General features: G+C 56.9%; 19 protein-coding genes and 1 tRNA gene. 5 read left to right on the plus strand and 15 right to left on the minus strand.

All coding sequences use genetic code 11. The features are described from left to right. Positions 1-12 precede the first annotated feature (12 nt). The 8 genes from NO364_RS05530 to NO364_RS05565 form a co-directional block, all read right to left on the minus strand. Entirely contained in the window at positions 13-750 is a 738-nt protein-coding gene (locus tag NO364_RS05530) for a universal stress protein (protein ID WP_157688429.1), read from the minus strand. After that, positions 750-2,195, minus strand: a complete 1,446-nt coding sequence (locus NO364_RS05535; RefSeq protein WP_157688430.1) for an APC family permease — start codon at positions 2,193-2,195, stop codon at positions 750-752. The genes NO364_RS05530 and NO364_RS05535 overlap by 1 nt, the downstream gene beginning before the upstream one ends. A 95-nt stretch (positions 2,196-2,290) precedes the next feature. Next, entirely contained in the window at positions 2,291-3,310 is a 1,020-nt protein-coding gene (locus tag NO364_RS05540; protein ID WP_157688431.1) for a DHH family phosphoesterase, read from the minus strand. Between the two features lie 42 nt (positions 3,311-3,352). Further along, positions 3,353-4,276, minus strand: a complete 924-nt coding sequence (locus tag NO364_RS05545; protein WP_257628735.1) for an LLM class oxidoreductase — start codon at positions 4,274-4,276, stop codon at positions 3,353-3,355. A gap of 75 nt (positions 4,277-4,351) precedes the next feature. Further along, positions 4,352-4,996 (minus strand): 30S ribosomal protein S3ae, encoded by a 645-nt coding sequence (locus NO364_RS05550; RefSeq protein WP_157688433.1) that lies wholly within the window; start codon positions 4,994-4,996, stop codon positions 4,352-4,354. Continuing rightward, positions 4,989-5,225 (minus strand): KEOPS complex subunit Pcc1, encoded by a 237-nt coding sequence (locus NO364_RS05555; RefSeq protein WP_157688434.1) that lies wholly within the window; start codon positions 5,223-5,225, stop codon positions 4,989-4,991. The genes NO364_RS05550 and NO364_RS05555 overlap by 8 nt, the downstream gene beginning before the upstream one ends. Beyond that, positions 5,222-6,388 carry an exonuclease RecJ gene (locus tag NO364_RS05560; protein ID WP_257628736.1) on the minus strand — a complete coding sequence of 389 codons (1,167 nt, stop codon included), beginning with the start codon at positions 6,386-6,388 and terminating at the stop codon, positions 5,222-5,224. Before NO364_RS05560 ends, NO364_RS05555 begins: the two co-directional genes overlap by 4 nt. A 1-nt stretch (position 6,389) precedes the next feature. Continuing rightward, complete coding sequence (locus tag NO364_RS05565) at positions 6,390-6,857, minus strand: 30S ribosomal protein S15 (RefSeq protein ID WP_157688436.1); 468 nt, start codon at positions 6,855-6,857, stop codon at positions 6,390-6,392. A 246-nt stretch (positions 6,858-7,103) separates the two neighbouring features. On the opposite strand from NO364_RS05565, the gene NO364_RS05570 reads away from it, so the two are divergent. The 3 genes from NO364_RS05570 (at position 7,104) to NO364_RS05580 (ending at position 8,488) form a co-directional block, all read left to right on the plus strand. Continuing rightward, positions 7,104-7,175: transfer RNA gene (locus NO364_RS05570), tRNA-Ala, on the plus strand. Between the two features lie 256 nt (positions 7,176-7,431). Beyond that, positions 7,432-7,734 carry a hypothetical protein gene (locus NO364_RS05575; protein WP_257628737.1) on the plus strand — a complete coding sequence of 101 codons (303 nt, stop codon included), beginning with the start codon at positions 7,432-7,434 and terminating at the stop codon, positions 7,732-7,734. A gap of 334 nt (positions 7,735-8,068) precedes the next feature. Beyond that, positions 8,069-8,488: a hypothetical protein gene (locus NO364_RS05580; protein ID WP_257628738.1), complete on the plus strand. Its 420-nt coding sequence runs from the start codon at positions 8,069-8,071 to the stop codon at positions 8,486-8,488. A 146-nt stretch (positions 8,489-8,634) separates the two neighbouring features. On the opposite strand, the gene NO364_RS05585 is transcribed toward NO364_RS05580, so the two are convergent. Further along, positions 8,635-9,156 carry a hypothetical protein gene (locus tag NO364_RS05585; protein WP_257628739.1) on the minus strand — a complete coding sequence of 174 codons (522 nt, stop codon included), beginning with the start codon at positions 9,154-9,156 and terminating at the stop codon, positions 8,635-8,637. A 32-nt stretch (positions 9,157-9,188) separates the two neighbouring features. Further along, positions 9,189-9,737: a hypothetical protein gene (locus NO364_RS05590; RefSeq protein WP_257628740.1), complete on the minus strand. Its 549-nt coding sequence runs from the start codon at positions 9,735-9,737 to the stop codon at positions 9,189-9,191. 1,046 nt (positions 9,738-10,783) lie between these two features. Here NO364_RS05590 and NO364_RS05595 point away from each other — a divergent pair. Next, positions 10,784-11,641 carry a hypothetical protein gene (locus NO364_RS05595; protein WP_257628741.1) on the plus strand — a complete coding sequence of 286 codons (858 nt, stop codon included), beginning with the start codon at positions 10,784-10,786 and terminating at the stop codon, positions 11,639-11,641. On the opposite strand, the gene NO364_RS05600 is transcribed toward NO364_RS05595, so the two are convergent. The 3 genes from NO364_RS05600 to NO364_RS05610 form a co-directional block, all read right to left on the minus strand. Then, positions 11,638-12,168, minus strand: a complete 531-nt coding sequence (locus tag NO364_RS05600; protein WP_257628742.1) for a GIY-YIG nuclease family protein — start codon at positions 12,166-12,168, stop codon at positions 11,638-11,640. The genes NO364_RS05595 and NO364_RS05600 overlap by 4 nt on opposite strands. 222 nt (positions 12,169-12,390) lie before the next feature. Next, positions 12,391-12,816, minus strand: coding sequence for a hypothetical protein (locus NO364_RS05605; protein ID WP_257628743.1), 426 nt, complete (start codon positions 12,814-12,816; stop codon positions 12,391-12,393). Between the two features lie 572 nt (positions 12,817-13,388). Further along, the gene (locus tag NO364_RS05610; protein WP_343217997.1) at positions 13,389-14,183 is read right to left on the minus strand and encodes a homing endonuclease associated repeat-containing protein; all 795 of its coding nucleotides are present in this window, start codon (positions 14,181-14,183) and stop codon (positions 13,389-13,391) included. A gap of 834 nt (positions 14,184-15,017) precedes the next feature. Here NO364_RS05610 and NO364_RS05615 point away from each other — a divergent pair. Beyond that, a complete protein-coding gene (locus tag NO364_RS05615) occupies positions 15,018-16,169 on the plus strand; it encodes a phage NrS-1 polymerase family protein (protein WP_257628745.1) in 1,152 nt (383 codons plus the stop codon). Positions 16,170-16,268: 99 nt separating this feature from the next. Here NO364_RS05615 and NO364_RS05620 read toward each other — a convergent pair whose 3' ends face one another. Together NO364_RS05620 and NO364_RS05625 are read right to left on the minus strand one after the other, a co-directional pair. Continuing rightward, positions 16,269-17,558, minus strand: a complete 1,290-nt coding sequence (locus NO364_RS05620) for an Nmad3 family putative nucleotide modification protein (RefSeq protein ID WP_257628746.1) — start codon at positions 17,556-17,558, stop codon at positions 16,269-16,271. 295 nt (positions 17,559-17,853) lie between these two features. Then, a complete protein-coding gene (locus NO364_RS05625; RefSeq protein WP_257628747.1) occupies positions 17,854-18,558 on the minus strand; it encodes a hypothetical protein in 705 nt (234 codons plus the stop codon). Positions 18,559-18,626: the final 68 nt, after the last annotated feature.

Below are 18,626 nucleotides of genomic sequence, written 5' to 3' on the forward strand. Positions count from 1 at the left end.
CGGCAGGTCCCCTCATCCCCCGGCCGATCCGTCGTCCCGTTCCCGCCGCACGACCACGACGGGCCCCACCGACTGGGCGGCCACCTGCGCGGACGCGTCGCCGAAGAGGAAGGAGCGCAGCGACGGTTCGCTCTCGCCCATGACGACGGCGTGGTGGTCGACGGCCGCCGTCGCGATGGTCCGGATCGGGGACTCGGAGACGGTGACCTCGCTCGTGATAGCGGCGGCCGGAACGCCGCTTTCCCGGAGGTGAGCGGCGGCGTCGCTCAACAGCGACCGGCCGGCCGCCGTCTCCGCCTCGCCGTCGGCGACGTGGAGGAGGGTCACCGCGATGTTTCGGTCGCCGATCAGGGTAGCGACGAACTCCGTGACCCGCGAGGCGTCCACCTCCCCGCTGAGGGGGACGAGCAGACGTTCGACGTCGGGGGCCGGATTCGGAACGAGGATCGCGTCACAGCCAGTCTCGTCGGCGACGCGGTCGAGGGTCTGCTCCTCGTCGTGTGTGAATACGAGTCGCGTCTCGGCGATACCCCCGGCCTCGTGGAACGCGGCCGCGAGTTCGCCGAGTTTGGTCTGGGCCTGCGTCTCGAACTGGAGGCGAGCCTGTCCCGGCGGCGTCTGTTCGGGCAGGACGTGATAGCCGAGGACGACGACCGGCAGGGTCGTCAGCACGTCGACGACGGATTCGGGGATCGTCTCGCCCGCGAGGACTTCGACCGGGACGAGCACCGTCCAGTTGGGTTCGGACATCACAGTACCCCCCGTAACGTCACGTCGCGAGCGTAATAGTAGTACCAGCCGGCCGACAGCAGCATGATCGCGAGGCCGATGAGCTGTGACGTCGGCTGCATGAACCCGATGAGGGCGAAACTCGCCAGCGCGCCGAGCACGGGAACGACGGGGTAGCCCGGAACGCGGAAGTCGGGGTCGTACCACGCCGGTTCGTCCCGGCGGAGCGCGATCAGCGCGATACACATCAGCCCGTACATGACGAGATGGAGAAAGGAGGCCACCTCGGCGAGCACCGCCACCTCCCCGAGCAGGACGAGCACGAGGATCGGTCCGCCCGCCATCCCGAGGGCGACGTGGGGCGTCCCGTATTCGAGGTTGATGCGGCTCGCAAAGCGTGGCACCAGCGCGTCCTTGCTGACCGCGTAGATGGCACGCGAGGTGCTCAGGATCGAGGCGTTCGCGCTCGACACCGTCGCGAGGAGCCCGCCGAAGAGGATGGCGAAGGCGCCGAGCGACCCGAGGAAGCTCTCCGCGACGGTGACCATCGCCGTCTCACCGAGCGTCGCGAGTCGTTCGCTCCCGAACGCGCTGACCGCGACGAAGATGGTCGCCACGTACAACACCCCGACGATCAGCACCGATCCGACCATGGCCAGCGGGAGGTTCCGCCCCGGGTCCTTGATTTCGCCCGCGACGGTCGCCACCTGGGCGAACCCGAGATACGACGTGAACACGAGCGCTGCGGTCGTCAGGACCGAGAAGGCACCCTTCGAGAGGAACGACTCGCCGATCGGTTCCGGCTCCCCGACCAGGCCGAAAATCGACAGCCCGCCGAACACGAGGAAGGCGACGATGATCGCCAGGAGGACGCCGACCACGCCGTTCTGTAGCTTCGCCGCGTTCTCCGTCCCGGTCACGTTCAAGACCGTCAGGAACACGCCGAACAGCAACGCCAGCGGGACGACGACGTCGAAGCCCCCGAGTACGACCCCCAGCCTGACGAGGACGGCCTCGGCGTAGAACCCGAAGCCGACGAGGTAGAAGGCGGACGCGAACACCAGCCCGAACCACAGCGAGAGGCCGACGACGGCGCCGAACAGCGACCCCATCCCGCGGGAGATGAAGTAGTACCCGCCCCCGCTTCGCGGCATCGCGGTCGCCAGCTCCGAGGTCGGCAGCGCGACGAGGAGCGCGATCACGGCACCGATGGCGAACGAGCCCGCGGCCGCCGGGCCCGCCCGTCCGGCGGCGATGCCGGGGAACACGAAGATGCCGGCGCCGATCATCGTTCCGACGCCGATGGAGATGCCCCCGGTCAAGCCGATGGTCCGTTCGAGTTCCGTCCGCTCGTCGACGACGGTCACCTCGTCGGCCGTCTCCGGCCGTTCCACGGCCGGCCGTTCGCCGTCTCGGTTCGTCGCCTCGGTTGGTGGGGGCGCCGACCTGTCCGGGGTATCGACCATGTCCGTGAGGTTCGACGGCCCGACGCTTATGTCTGTCGAGTGATACGTAACCGGACCGCCGACGACCGACGTCGCGTGGCCCCCGGCCGACCGGCTCAGGCGTCGCCGTCCGCCTCCAGATTGAGCGCCGCGACGAGTCGGGCCGTGATGACCTGTTCGACGATGGCGATCAGTCCCTCGTCGTCGTCCGCGTAGTCGGCGAAGATCCCGAGCGGGACCTCGCCGCCGGCCATCTCCCGGTGGCCGCCGGCGCTGCCCACGTCGTCGAACGCCTCGGTGAGCACGTCGCCGATGTGGACGCGCGTGTCCGTCGAGCGGGCGCTCAAGTGGATGCTCCCGTCGACGACGCCGAAGACGACCGCCGTCTCGACTCCCTCTAGGGTGGCGAGATAGTCCGCCGCCTGCGGTAGCGCGTCCCGCTCGCTCGTCCGGCCGACGTGGGAGATGAGCACCGCCCCCCGGACCGATCGGTTGGCTATCGCCTGGGCGATTGCGTCGACGGTCGCGCTGGTGACCGAGGGCGTCGAGAGCTGGCGCAGCAGGTTCAGATCCGCCGCCTCGTGGAGGAACCCGGCCGCGGCGTACTCCGCGTCGGTCGCGCCGCGGAGGAAGCCGAGCGTCTCACGACGGATCGCGAACAGCAACGCGGTCGCCAGCGTGGCGTCGAGTTCGAGGTCGAACGCCCGTACGTACTCGGTGAGGATCGTCGCCGTCGCGCCGATCGACTCCCGGTGGTCGACGAAGCGGGCCTCGATCCCCTCCGCGGGATGGTGATCGAAGACGACGTCGATCGGCGTCCCCTCGGGGACGCGGTTGTTCCCGCCGGGGACGGCGTGATCGACGAACGCGAGCAGGGACCCCTCCGGGCGGTCGTGGACGCTCGTCGGGTCGAACTCCCGGAGGTCGATGTCGAGGAGGTTGATGAACGCACGGTTCTGCTGGTGTGAGATGTCGCCGCTGTAGAGGATGCGACGCTCGTCGATCCCGACGGCCGCGGCGATCCGACCGAGCGCCAGCGCGCTCGCGAGGCAGTCCGGATCCGGGTTGTTGTGACAGACGATCGTGAGCTCCTCGGCCGGCGTCAAGACCTCCCGCAGCGCCTGGACGTCAGTCATAGCCCTAGTTGGTCCCCGACCGGCACAAGCGTACTGACCGGCTCAGACCTCGTCGACGACCTCCTCGGCGAAGCGCGTCATCTCGCGTCGCGGATCCGATCCCTGGAGGCTGACGACGGCGTGATCGAGGCCGAACTCGGCCAGTCGTCGGAAGTAGTCCCGGAACCAGTCGACGCCGGCGCGATAGCCCAGATGGAGGGGTTCCGGCTCCGCATCCGGATCGTCCGCGAGGGCGACCCGGACCGCGATCACGAACGGCTTCTCGCCGGCGAGCCCGCGCCACCGGTCCAGATACGTCCGGAGCGTGTCCTCGGGGAGGTGATAGAAGATCCAGCCGTCGCCGTGTTCGGCGATCCACTCGACCGACTGGCGGGCGTGGCCCGTCGGCAGGAGCGGGAGCGTTTCGGTGGTCGGCTTCGGCAACACGTCCAAGTCCCCGTCGAGTTCGCCCCACGGCCCGTCGAGGGTGGGATACTCCTCGCGCCAGAGCGTCCGGATCGCGTCGATCCGCTCGCGGACCGCCACCGCCCGCTCGTCGGGGTCGACATCGAAGGCCGGATACTCCGGGTCGCGGTCGCCGGAGGCGACGCCGAGGACGAGCCGCCCGCCCGAGAGTCGGTCGACGGACGCCGCGGCCTTCGCGACGTGGATCGGGTGGCGCAAGGGGAGGACCACACTCGAGGTTCCGAGAGCGATGTCGTCGGTGTGGGCCGCCGCGTGCGAGAGCAGGGGCCACGTGTCGAACGCGCCGCCGGCGTCCCCGAACCGCGGCCAGTACGTCGGGACGTCCCGCGCCCAGAGGCCGTCGAAGCCGACCGACTCGGCGTGACTCGCGAGGCGTGTCTCCGCCGCGACGTCCGGCGTCGACTCGCGGACGCCGGTGAGCGGGAACCCGATCCCGAACGAGAGGCCGTCGGAGCCGAACAGTCGCCGGTAGCCGGCGTTCGCGTGTGCCAACTCGGTCATCGGGGGTCCTTGTCGCTGGACACACATCCGTACTCGGGTCGCGTCGCGGCCGCGAAAAGGGTCGTCGGGTGTCGATCAGTCCTCGTCGACGGCGACGTCTTCCTCGTCGACGTCGACGGCGGCCTCCTCCTCGGCGGCGACCTCTTCGGGTCGCGCTTCGAGGGTGAGCTTCTGGACCTCGACCCGCCGGAGCGGGTAGATGGTCTTGGCCTCGCCGTAGACGGCCGAGGAGAGACGCCCCTCGACACAGCTCTCGACGAAGGACTCGAAGTCACGTTCGTCGGCGGCCTCCTCGACGAGGTCGATCATGACCCGCCGGATGGCCTTCTCCTGACTGCGGTCGGCCTTCTTCGTCGTGAACGCGACGGGCTGGACGCGGACGCGGTAGTCGTCCGTCGTCAGGACCGTCACGGTCGCGTCGATCTTCGAGGCGCCGCGGCGCACCAGACTCCGCAGGTAGTCCCGCGTGAGTTCGTGCTGGACGAACTCCGCGTACGCGGAGTCCGACCCCACGTCCGTGATCTTGAACGTGAGTTTGGTGTTGTTCGCCCCCGAGTCGCCGGTGAGGTCGCCGAGGGTCGTCTCGATCGTTCGTCCGATGATCTTCTCCGGTTCGTCGGCGAGCGTCTGGCCGAGTTCCTCCCGGTCGTACTGCTCCGGGGCGAAAACCGTATACCAGCGCTTGCCACGTTGCTGCTTGGGTACTGAGCGTTCACTCATGGTTGTGTCTGTGTTCGCGTGCCGTTCGTGCGACGGTCTCCGCGACCGTCAGGTTCACCACGTAGTCGTCCAGGGTCGACCCCAGACCGCCAGCGGTCTCGCGTTCGACGACCGTGCGGACGACGTCGTCCGCCACGCGCGTCGTCATCGACGGCGTGTTGTCCGGCCGGAGTGCGGCCGCCACCGTCGACGCGTCGTCGTGTGTCGTCGCGACGTCGGCGCGTCTCATAGCGCCCCCCTGAACGCCGCGATGAACCTCGATACCTCCGTTTCGAACGCCTCCGCGTTCGCGTCGTCGAACCGCGCCGTCGCCCACCGGGAGCCACCGGCGCTCCGCCCGTCCGCGTCGACTTCCCGAACCGCCTCGGCCATCGCCGCCCCGAGGGCTTCGTCGGTCGTGCCCGCGGCCGCAGCCGAGTCGTCGGCCACGACCAGTACGACGGGTTCCGGCGACTCGAAGTCCCGACAGAGTCGGGCGACCGTCCCGAGCCGACCTGGACCGTCGTCCGCGACGCGCGCGACGAAGACGCCGTCGTACCGGCCCGTCGTCGCGTCCGACAGCGTCCCGTGGACCGCCCGGGCGTGCGTCCGCCAGGCGTCGAGGACGGCCGACCGCGCCGTCTCGGCGTCGCGGATGGCGAGGGCGACACCGGTCCCCGGCCGCTCGCGTGCGACCGCGTCGAGGGCGTCGCCGAACCCCGCGACGGTCGCGAACCGGCCCTCCGGGGTCGCGTACGGGTGCAGAACCCGTTCGACGGCCGCCGCGGCCCGCGACGACGACGCCGAGGCCTCGATGGCCAGCCACGACGCCAGTCGCCGCCGGTCCGGTTCGTCGGGCTCCGCCGGCACGCCGAGGTCCGCGAGCGCCGCCTGCGCCCCGTCGGGATCCCCCGAATGCGGGCTGCGGACGAGCGTCGAGTGGGCGAGGCCGTCGACCGGATCGGTCGTCGGCACCGCCAGCCCCGGACGCCGGTCGATCGCCGACCGCGCCGTGGCCGCGTCGAGCAGCGACGGCGCGTCGCCGACCGGGCGACCGGCCGCGGTCACGCCGGCGAGCGCGAGGATCGGATCTGGATCGACGCCGAGTTCCCGGACCGCCGCCGCGGCCGCGACGCTCGTCGGCCGGTCGTCGCCGACGAGGGCGACGTCGCCACCCGTCACACCGAGCGCGAGGGTGAGGTCGTCGCCGTCGGCCGGGAGCGGGTCGGGCACCGGATCGACGCGCACCTGGAAGGGCGTCGATCGCTCCTTGAACGCCCGCGCGAGGACGCCGCTGGCGGCCAGCGCGTCGCCGGTCGCGGCCGCGACGACCCGAACGAACGGGGCGTCGCGGATCGCGGCGGCCACGTCGCCGGCATCGGCGTCCTCGACGGTCGCGGGCGCGGTAGACATACTATTCCTCGAGCAGTTCGACGGCGACCTCGTAGCTGTACGTGAAGTCCTCGTCGAGCGCGTCGCCGCGGTAGTAGTTCACCAGACGGCGGATCTTCGACTCCGTGTTCTGGAGCGCGCGCTTGTTTTGGTGGTCCTGGGGGTTCGCTTCCATGTGCTCGCGCAGGCGGATGGCCCGCTCCATCAGGTTGTGGAGATCCTCCGGAAGCTCCGGCTCGGCGTCGTGCTCCTCGAGGATCTCGGTGAGCTTCTTCCCCGTCGCCAGCTTCACGTCGGGGATCGGCGTACCCTTCACGCCCTCGTCGCGCAGCTTCATCCCGATGACGCTCGGGTCGTGACCCTGCTCGGCGAGTTCGACCACGCGCTCTTCGATGTCCGCTTCGTCTACGTCGCTCCACTCCGGGGGTTCGTCTGCCACCGGCTTGTCCGAACCGGACGAGCCACGGCGGCGGGTGTGCATTCGTGCCATAGATGGATTGGAACCGCACAGACCGCAGAAGCGTATCCGTGACCGACAGCTGTCGGTCACAACACTCCCGCAATCCCAAGCCCGAAGGCGAGTCGGATTTGCGGTCGCGCCGTTCCCACCCGAATCAACGCGGTCCAGCACTAAACCGTTTCGAATCCGCGAGTTCGGCCCCGTGGGACGGTGACACGTCCGGAAACCGATCCGAAGGCCTTATTATGTGGACCGCGGTACGGTTCGATGCGACGCGGGCTCGTAGATCAGGGGTAGATCACTCCCTTGGCATGGGAGAGGCCCCGGGTTCAAATCCCGGCGAGTCCACTTGAAATAAACTCCCTTAGGAGTTCACAGACGGCTTCGGGTTTTCTCCTTCCTTCTCCGGTTGACGTATCACAGTTCATTCGGGTACCACTCGAACTTCTATCTGAGCGGACGCGCGGATCAACGTACGCGCGGAACTAATACTTGGTGCGGTATGCGCATACGGTATCCTGCCGGAATCGAGTAGTAGTCTCGGCAGAGTAGTCTCGTGAATATAATCAGACACAGTCTTATTCTCGCCCATTACGAACTATATGTGATAGAAATTCGTGATGCAATTGATGAAAAAATCGACGAGCAACACAAACGTATGGGAGAAATCAACACCGAACTGATCAATAGAGGTGTACTGGAATACCCTGAGGACTTCACCTATGAGACTCAAGAGTCCGCAGAAGACATAGTTCGAGCACTTGAGAAAGAGTTCTCTGAGGGAATTCCCAAAACATTAGCTAAGACTGTTCTTCGAGAAGCTGGGTACGAGAGAGGGATTATGGAAGATCTCGTCCACCATGGTGAGATCCACGACTGTTGTACAGGGTATATTCGGACTGTTTAGCGGAGGTATTAGCAAAGGTTCGGCCAGTCGTTCCACCTACTCAACAAGGACATCGAGACGTTCCTCATTGGCGAGGAAAACACTCGACGAAATCGACGGGAAATACAAAGGACTCGACGCGATTTGGTACGCAGAGCACGGTGAGAATCTACCGCAGAAAAATAGTTCTATCGCGTCCTCTTCGAGCCGATTGACTGGGAAGAGATTGAAAAATACTCCTCTCTGAGTAATAACAATTTACGCCCTAATAGTGGCATTCCCTCTGCAACGGCCAGCTACTAGTGTAGGTGATCCTATGAAAAATGGTTTATTTTCAGATAGTAACTAGTATTTCATGACTCTCCCTCCTGAAGGAGAGATCTTCCGTGTTCGAGTTGATCGGGACGGTGGAACAGAGGATGGCCTTTCTCGTAATGGCCGAATCCATGTGCGCGGTAATCTTGATGGTTTGCCAAAAGCATATGGCGTGAAAATTCTCGAACACAAATCAGGATATGTCGTCGCTGAAGTGGTGAATGACGTGAGTCCAGATGAGGCTACTAATCTTCGTCAGTGGCAGCGAAAGCAAGAGGAGGAAGAGAGAGATCCGCGAGAGAAGAAGAGGGATTTACAGCGATTAACACCGAATTCGGTGGAATCCGAGCCGAGAAATCCTTGGAGAAAGTCAGATTCCGACGAAGAAAAGGAAGACGAAGATGAGAAATCGGACGAGAAATTCTTGGGCAGTAAGAACCATCTTCTAAATGACAAATAGATGGGTTCAACTCTAATTTCTGCGCCGTGAAACTAGCACGTACTGTTGTGGCACAGAGAGACTGACAGACAACCCTCGTCCGGTTCGGCCATGGACAGAGTCACCGGGGGCTTGATTACTCAAGATCATCGCTGAGTCAATTGAAACTAAATCACTCTACTGGCCGAAACGTCTGTTAAACTGCATTCGCTATTCGGACACAAATGTGGTTCACTAAATCCCATTCCATCAGGCGGGAAAATAAGATTTGAGTCACAGTTCGGACATGCTTCACCTGAAGTCGGCTTGTTCCGGTACTTTCGATGAATTGCCACTCCCTCAGCGTCTTTTGATCCGACTGGATCGTATGGAGAATTCTGTCTCTCGTACCTCTCAAGATATACTGGATCGCTTCCACTGTGTATCTCAGTGTGGCAAGAATCGCAGATTGGAACAGTTAGATCCAGTGGGTAGTTGACATGGTGTTCGATCAGTCGCTCCTCCGTGCCATCGTTGTTAAGAGCTTTCTCTCCGCACCTCATACAGCGTCCAATGTTCACCGGATTAACAGTCGCTGAAGATGGTTTGAGATACGCGTAATGGATTTCGCAAAGAGACTCTGTTTCCACAGTGTGTTTATTATATGCGTTCCTGGTAGCATTGTTTGAACAGTATTCGCACTGGCTCATATGTCGCTATGAAATAACAGACTATTAATAAATCACTTGGGGAACGCAACGTAGCCCGTTTTATCACTCGCAGTCATAGCGATTGTTCCCTCGGGCCAGAAGAACCAGTGGATACTCCATAGGATGTCCGATACTCCTCCACTCAAATTGATCAAAAACATCCACGCTACAGTTGCTTCTATCACTGGACTGATGGGGAGAACGAGCAGTACCAGATAGAGAAGCGTTAGTATCTGTGGCGACAGAAACGTGGTTACTTTCTCGTACATATCTGTAATCTGATCTGGAGCCATCACCATCCGAGGCCAGATGAATTCTGGCTCAAATCCGAGTTGCTCATACGCAATATAGTGAGCTGACTCGTGGGCGTAGAGTGACGCAGTTACTCCCACAAACAGAGCAATGAATTCGTCAAATATCGTGGGTAGCTTCCACCACCACAACTCGCTCGTGACTAATACCGGAGTAAGATATCCGATGGAAAACAGTACGACAAATCCGACGTATTTCTCGACACATGAGAGCTGGAGATCTCGAAATTCGGTATGAGTTTCAGGAGAACGAGGGGCAGATTCCGACATTCTCTACCGCAATATGTTCTGCAGAGAATATAAAACGAGAGACTGACAGGCAACCCTCGTCCAACCCGGCCACGGGTATAGTCATCGGGAACAACGCTTTCCCGGCGTTCGTGCTATGGGGTTCTATGAGTACAATTCGCGGACTGCTTGAACGTGCCGAACCTGGCAATCGGATCCGATGGTACGCAGAGAATGGAGCTCGACAACGTGCCCCCTCGACAGTAACGAAAATCGTTCTTGAAGAACGTCACACCGTCGTAGAGCTTGAAGACTCTCGAGGAGGAGAATATACAATTACTGTTCCGGATCAGCGCGAACCATTCGTCAGTCGGACCACTCCCGAGGGCGACGAGGAGCACTACGGTGGTTTAGAGTGGATATCAGTTGTCGCAGGGGGAGAGTTCCACAACAATACACTCTGCAGTAATTCTCCTGAATAAGCGCTTAGAATAGACGAATATGGCCGTTCAAAATTGCACTTCACAGTCTTCGTTGTAATCGAAGTCCCCGTGTCCCTTCGGCGATTGCCTCCAACATGTCCTCGACGGACGAAGGTGTCCGTATTGAATCGGAGTCGTTGTCTCGCGCGACGGTGGAGAGAACTCACAGCTAACCGCTCGGGTTGTTATCGCTCACCAGAAGTGCATTACTTGATTGAGGATACAGATCATGATGCTATAGGGCATATTGACGTGGAATTCTACAAATAACATATATCTTAATGAGGCGGTCCCGACGAGGAGAGTCTATTCGGAAGGAAGGTGAGCTGTCCACTATATCGAAGGTTCCCACACGGGGGTCAGCGAGTACCGCCACGTATCTTGGTCCGTATTCCGAAGACAGTAGGTGAAGGAGAGATGAACCTGCAGGCGTTGTATTCCCCGTTCTGGTGCTCCCCAGTCTTTTACACTTCTCTTTTGAAAGTAGGACGACGAATGCCCTGGGTCGGTCTCAACAAGGGCGAGCGTGTCATACCGGAGGAGGTAGCTGACGGAACTCGCGTTCGCTGTCCAGAATGTAACGAACAGATGTTCCCTCGAGGGCCGATGAGCGACGGCCGGGCCAGACACTTCGTCCACGTGTCATCGAATACCTCGTGTAGCGGGGGAATTGGGGAATCAGAGATCCACAGAAAACGAAAGTCGATGGCTATCTCGGCATTGAAACAGGAGTACGATGACTACGTCCGATGCGGATCGGAGGTTCCACTCGACGTCAGCGACTCGAAATCGAATACTGACGAACGTTGGGCCGACGTGCTCCTTGAGTTTGAAGGGCCCGATGATCTGTTTGGAGAAGGAATTATCGTCGAAGTTCAGTATAAGAACGAGGAGAAAGACATTGAGACAACAACGTACGATTATCTAACTAAGTCGTTCAGCGTGTTCTGGGCGTACGGGAAGGACTTCACAACCAATCAGTTCCGCATCGAACAGATGATCGATGCATTCCGAGAGGATGAGGAAACTGCGGTTCTCGCTGGGACTACACAAGCCCGGGAATACGCTCCATCAGTCGAAGAGCGAACCGAGCAAGAAGCACTCGTCTCATCCGATCAGGGCGAAACAGAGGGTATCGAACAACTCCCCGAGACTGATTCGAACGGACATCCCGTTCCGAAGATACCAGAATGTGCTCACGGCTTCCACGAGATCACAAAAAGTAGTGGTGAGGGTACAAACTATTTCAAGTGTGGAGATTGTGATATAATTGTACATCGTAGTGTCCGGGGTTTCTATTTCTACAATATGGATCTTAATCCCCGTCAAAACGGCCCCGAATCATTAAAGAGCGGATGTAGGGGAATTTGGAAACAGACTGAATCGACATACGAATGTAAAAATTGTGGCAAAAGATACCCACAGGATCACGATGAATTGCTGTCCAAGTTGAATGTGAACTAACCCGGTTGAGAGATGTAGTCCTCCGGGAACCGCTCCCGGAGGAGCTCAGCCGTAGCGACTTCTGCTCGATCCGCTTCTTCCTTGATACTGTACCACGAAACATCGAGAATCCGAACAGGCGGGAAGACGGCCGTGAAATTGGCTCCGGGATTTCCGGGTTCGTTTAGATGTTGATTAAGTCGTTTGAAGAGGTTCTTCGCTCGGCCAACGTAAATGAGCCTTTCCGCTGAATCAACCTCATGCCTCCATCCTGGCCTCTTGATATTCAATCCTGAAGCTGCGACATTTCGATGTCTTCGACTGTATGCGCATTCAAGGACGTAGACGGCGTAGGACTGGAGGCTGCCAGTGGTGTGGGGAAACGCTGTCGAGACGATCGTCCGAACGTCCGTGGCGTGACGAAGTGGGAGGGGATCGGACGTCTCTTTCCAGGAGTCAGCAGGGATATTGGGAATTACCTCTTTCCGGACACGTTCTCGAATGGGTGCGTGTCCGATTACGGAGGGCACGGGGTTTCCGTAATGCATCGGGCTTCTATCGGCATTCTAACCATATCAGTAGTGTAAAACTGTCGGGCTAGTGGATTAACTGACTTCGCCGGAATCGATTGTTTGGGAGTGTAATGAGTTCGCTCTCCCAGCTTTCCTTTCAATCATACAGCCCTCAATCCTCCTGTCCCTCATCAAGAAGAAAAACAGGCCTCCGAGATGGTGATAAGTCAGAGGCCAGTCGGGAAATCATCCGCTAGTTCAAAGTTCAGTCTTGTAATCGATTCTGGGATCGTAGGTATGTGGTGTTCCTTTGCCACCTTTCTGGTGTGATCGAACGTCTAACAGGACCCTGAAAAACACCTTGTCAGCGGATTCTTTAGACAATATTTCCGAAATCACGTCGCCATCACCATAGACACGAAGCAGTCTTCGAAACACGGTCGTTCCTGGCAATGTTTTCAATTCCTCTTCCGATGGTGGATGCCCAAAAACTTCAGCTCCATCGTCCGAGAAGGCCTCATCATCATCGCTCATACTAATCTTGGGAAGTGGGATTGGCCCGTCATACTCGACGCCTTTTTTCTGGAGAATATCTCTCGCTTCACTAGTGAAGTCTAAAACTCCGTCCCGATTTGGGCCAAAAATCAATATGGAGGTTTCATGTTCGCTGTATTGATCTCCCATACAACCTTTCAGGCCTCCGGGTGCTAATAATCTCTAGCCAGTTTTCAAGCCAGTTTCAGCAGTATCCGTCTGTCTCTCAGAGCTCACAAATTGGTTCAGACGAAATAGAGATTCTACAACCAACATATATCCTACTGAGGCGGTCCGGAGGTAGAGGGATTGTCGGAAATGACGGTAGCCCTGTCCTCCAAATTGATGATTCCCACACGGGGGGGTCAGCGAGTACCGCATCAGCCTTCCTAAAGCACGAAAGACTACATCTGCGTACGAGTTCAGGCTCCTTGATCGAATGAACGGACGTCTGATTGATAGTCTACCCCGCTTACTCCACGAGTTCGTTCTCTTCTCGAGATTTTCTGATAGTAGACTTTCTCAACCGTTGGAGATTGAATCCGCTTGGATTCTGATCTTCTAGTGCGAAGGGAATTCGTGGGTTATCTGTCGTCAAATGTCCGACGTTTAATATATACAATCCCCCGTCTATTCTCAGGCTGAGAGAGTGACAGCTCGCGCGAAAAAATACCCCATTTAGAGCTCAGAAATTCGGCCTTCCGAGACGATGCCGTCAAAATCTACAGGTCGGAGTTTTCGTCATTACTCGATTCATCAAATCCAGCTTCCTCTTTTCCCCGTCGCCACGATCCGAACCGACTCTGTATCGTTCCTGGAGAACAGAAGTCGTCATCTTCGGCAAATTTCTTCGCGGAACAGTTCTCATGTCGTTCCGCGCATTCCCGAAGCATCTCAAGGAGTTCTTCAGAAGAATAATCCTGATTCTGTGTATCAAGGCCGGCAAGCTCTTTCGCAGTACTCCAGTTACCGAAGCGATGTCTCACAGCACCTGAAGTTGGGAATTCATCCTTCTCGTTGAATATGCGCTGGGTTGCCTTCCCGTATTTTCTCTTACACTCTAGAATCATGTCAAGAAGCTCTTCATCAGAGTACTCGCGAGGTCTCGAATTGTGATTACGCTCGTCGACATCGATACCAGCTTCTTTCTTTGCCTCAATCCAGCTGCCAAATCGGGTAACAACGACAGTCGGGCTGACAAAGTCATCGTCCTGCTGTAGCGTATCGGTAGTACACTTACCGTAGCGACGCTGGCATTCACGGAGATGGCTTAGGATCTGCTCGTCCGTGTACTGCCGTTTCCGGCCACTATCATCGGACAGGTCTTCTTCTACTCCTGCTGCCTTCTTTGCATTGGACCAACCATCGAAACGGTCCATGACGCACGACACGGAACAGAATTGGTCATATTCTCGGAATTTTCGAGGAGTACAGACGCCCTGCTGATCTTTGCACTGACGAAGCATCGCTAAAATAACCTCGTCGCTGTATCTTTTCTCAGGACTCATCCTATTCATTCATACATCACAACCAACTTAGTCTTGTTGGCTACTGGATTCTGGCAATACGCCATATTATCGTCTCTACGGGGCCCAAGGATTGATCTCAGTTCATATTCATAACGTGCATACCGATAGAATTTAGTAAGTTCCTGATATACAATAGCCTGCGAGCTACCGATCGCGATGATCTCCAAGATATCGAATCAACATCGGTCGGAAGCTCATATTGAGGGACAGCGACGTCTCTGGATAGATATTTTCTACCGAGGCGTGGCGGAGTCCCAAGAAATATCGATTTTGCCATGTCTGCCAAAAATCGAACTTCTACGTTTGGTCGAAACGGTCATCAATCGAATCCTGCTCGAAAAGAAGATCAGTACAGTCAACACTCCTCGTATCCTTCTGGAGTCTCCGAACTGGACGAGAACGGCTTCGTCCCCGCCAGAACGACGTTCCACTCCAACGACGCCCCGGTCGGACAGACTCACTGGTTCGATCGAGCATGGGGAGTCCATCACGGCCTGATGCCCTCAAAATGGCGCGCAGTGATCGCCGAGCATGGTCGTGATCTTGACGAGGTCGAGGAGGGTCTGAGAGCCTCCCCCAAAGGACGCGACCGACATCAAGTCGTGGACTGCGTTCTGGATAACCTCCCAGACCGAATCCGTGAGAGTGCCCGACATCGGTTCCTCAGTATGGATACAAATGATGCTCGGCGATTCAACGGTCACTATTCAGGTGTCCGCGGTGCAGTAATCAGCGCGTGTATTTCCGTTCTTGAGGATAGCAAAGAATTCCCGGACGACGCTTCGGAGACCGTCTGGTTCAACGGGGTTCTTGAACCACTCTGTGCAGAACTGGGCACGGATCCAGACGGACAGATCCGTCTCGCTCGTAAGGTCTGGGGAGGTGATGAGAATGAATAGGGTCGTCTCCTCAAGCGACTACGGTAACGAGGACTTCGTCGGGGTTGACGCGGACGAACTCACCGAAGCACTAAAATTGAATAACCACTTCTTGGTTGCCCTGCTCAGCCCAGACGAGGAGAGGGACAAGATGCCACTCTATCCAAAAACGGGGGCAAATTCAGAAGCCGGACTCTCATTTGAGGAGGCTCGAGACATCGCCTCTGGACTCCAGGGGATGGATGACGTTAGAGCCGACGAGATGACCGTCCTCGGATACATGTTCTCCTCGGATAGCCAACTAGTCCTCATCGACTGGGATGATATCCGGGACCCGAACGTCGGCGACGAAAGCGTGCCCGACTTCGTGATCGAGAGAATTCGGGAATTCGGAGGTTATGTCTCGGTGTCCGTATCGGGTACCGGTCTCCATCAAATCTGCAGAGTCAGTAATGAGACTCAAGAGCTACTCGCTGATCATAAATCGCGGGCGGATTTGCCAATCGATCAGCTGGACGGTCTTGACGACCAGCCACATGTCGAGATTTATCAGGAGAAACGGTACGCAACGGTGACTGGAGATGTCTGGCGGGATCCATACACCCAGACCCTCTTCGACTCACTTGCGTCGACCGATAAACCGTTTAGGGAGTTCATCGATCACTACGTTCCTCAATCTAGTAACAACAGCTCAACGAGCGAGACGGTGCGAGGAAGTACTAACGAAAAACAGACGCTGATCGACCTCGCAGATCAGCGAGCTCGGCAGTATAGCTACAAGTACTCAGATATGATCTGGCTCGAAACTGACTCTCCGACGGTTGAAGAGGTTCGAGCGACAGGATTCTATCAGGACCGAGAGTTCAGAGAACTCTGGAACGCGAATGAGAGCGGTTATCCCTCAATCTCTGAGGCAGATATGGCGTTCATCTCGAAGTTGTGGTACTACTGCGATAATCGAGAACTCGTCTGGGAATGCTTACGCAAATGCAATCGATATCGCCCGAAGTGGGACCGAAATAACTACCTGAATCGAACGATCGAAGAAACCCGAGACAACGATCGGTACGACGGCAAGTACTGCTCTCCGAGCTAGGCCGTTCCTCCTTTTCGGGAGTTACTATTTTGAGGTCGTAGAGGACCAGATTTTCTCCACTCTGCGCGGAAATCGTAATAGCATCAGCGCAGAGCTAATTCAACATCCACTTGGCGAAGTTGGAACGGCTACGTCTCCGTGCTCACTCTCTCGCCGTTTTCGTTTCAACCGCTCTACTTCATCAAGACAATCGTCAAGGATGTTCTCTTGCTCGTCAAAGTATTCCACAAGGCGCTGGGCTATTTCCTTATCCAGTATCGCGTTTCGTACATACTTCGGAGAATCCACGAGACCGACTAAGTCTACGCTGTCTTCGAAACTAACTAACGTTGTGTCTCCTTGTACAGCTACACGATCGCCCATATTTAGCGCTCGTTTCTTATCGATATATCCGACGATCCGACGGTTATCATGTTCATATAAGCTCTCGTTTTGACACCGTGTGAAAAGGAATAGATACCTTCGAGAAGCGGTCTCTGCGAACGTTTTAATCGAATTCTGGTAGCACTGGCTACAGAAATTTTCGGCGCCCTTCTCAATATACGGTTCCGTCTTTCCTCTATTCACGATGTCTCGAACCGGGTACTCGGAATGGGGTGAATGGAAAAACCATTGGAGTTGTCCTTTCTCACCGAGTTGGGTACGGTTAAATTCAGTCGCGGATTCAACATCTGGTTCAGCTATTCGCTGGGAGTGATAGTCTCGTTGGGCCCGCAGGACGGCTCTAGTACTTTCCGTATCGAACTTTAATGGTCGGCGATACCATGGGCCTCCACCGGAGTCTTCCGAGTGTTTTGTGACAAATTGGTTCGCTTCGACACCCGACTCACCGCTCAGCGGAACCGGCGTCTTGTACAATCGTGAGTCGTCTGGATTCCCAAGAACAAGATACTCTGCATCAAACTCGTCGCGTCGAACATGGGCATTCGTGACGAATTTTTCTTTCACGTCCTCTGGCAGGGAGTGGTATTCGTCCTTTGGGATAGGATCGTATTCCAGAGTGAAATGACCGATAATATATGCCCCCCAATCGTCGTTTATCCAGTCCTGTTCTGGATTGCCTTCACCGACATAGTCCAGCGTCGCGTAGAAGAAGAGAATATCACCCTCCTCAAGTTCCGCTATTCGGTTCGTCTTGGGTGAATGTCGATCGCCGTAGGAGTAGTCTTTGTTATAGCCAATCTCAGGGAATTCCGGATCAAAGTGAGTTACTGTATTCTTCGCGCTTTCGGGCCGAATAGATCCAAGCCCGAGATCGTCGTACGTCGGCTCGTTAACAGTCTCATCGTCTTCAGGGATAGGAATGTATCGAAAGGTCCCATCTCCATAGATCGGCCCCCGACCACCTGGAGAACTACTGTTTGCACCGATATTTAGCGCAACAGACATCATACTCTTCGCTACTCATAGCCCATTAACATAAGTTATGGCCAACTGTCGATTCCACGATGAACTCACAGTGCTGGCCGGATACTCATAAGAAGGCACTTCCAACATGGCTTTTTCCAGTCATCGTGGACCGACTACATCAGCCAACCCCCACCCGCGTGGGAATGTTGACATCTCCGAAGATGAGTTTGCTGCAAAGAAGCAGGAATTGTTAGACGATTCCTGAGTTTGCCAAAGCCAGCTAACATTTCTGAAGCTCTGCAAGATACAGAGCGCGTATTCTGCACGCCGACCCCTACAACTCCGACCGAGCGTAGGTATTTCTGTTATCGATCAAATTTCTAATTTCTCCACGAGGATTGTCAACATATCGGATGTAGTCTTCAATATACGACTCGTCATTCGAGCTTTCGTAAATATATTCGATTGGATCATCAATCGAGACTGTCTCCCTAATCGGTTCCTCTAAGGTTATCTCAGGATCTCCCTCCCATTTGTTCTCATGATCGTCGTACCATTCTATCGCTGTTTGATGACGGGTGGCTTGATGTACTCGAATTACCTCAGCTAAAATTGATAGGCAACGGTTCACTTGATTTACTGTATTCCCGTAGATTGCGAATTCAATTAGGATATTAGCTGGCCCTAATCTTTGAACAAAAGGAGATGTGATCAAGAATTTCGTTGACGTACCGCTGAAAAGGAAATTGTATCCGTATTCTTGATAGAAAATATATCGTAAGTCAAGCGTTAGCCTCTCTGCGTCCTGATTAAATTCTATCCCTTCGACTTGGAGGGTGACAACTGTACTTGGGGACTCTTTCCCCCGACCTATGCTATGGAACAAGATAGTCGCCTGCTCTCCCTGTTCGGTCGTGAAATCAAGATTCTTCCCGAGAAGATTGTCCAAAAGTCGATCCTCAATTTCGTGGTGAGCTAAATCTGATTGCGTCTCATTATATGCCAATTCGATTAACTTCGCAATGAGTTGGGTAGGCATTAGATTATCAAACGGACTGAAGAATCAAATCAATAAGGGATGAGAGATCGAATAATACCACCCGACTG

The organism is Haloplanus salinarum (assembly GCF_024498175.1).
Classification (GTDB): domain Archaea; phylum Halobacteriota; class Halobacteria; order Halobacteriales; family Haloferacaceae; genus Haloplanus; species Haloplanus salinarum.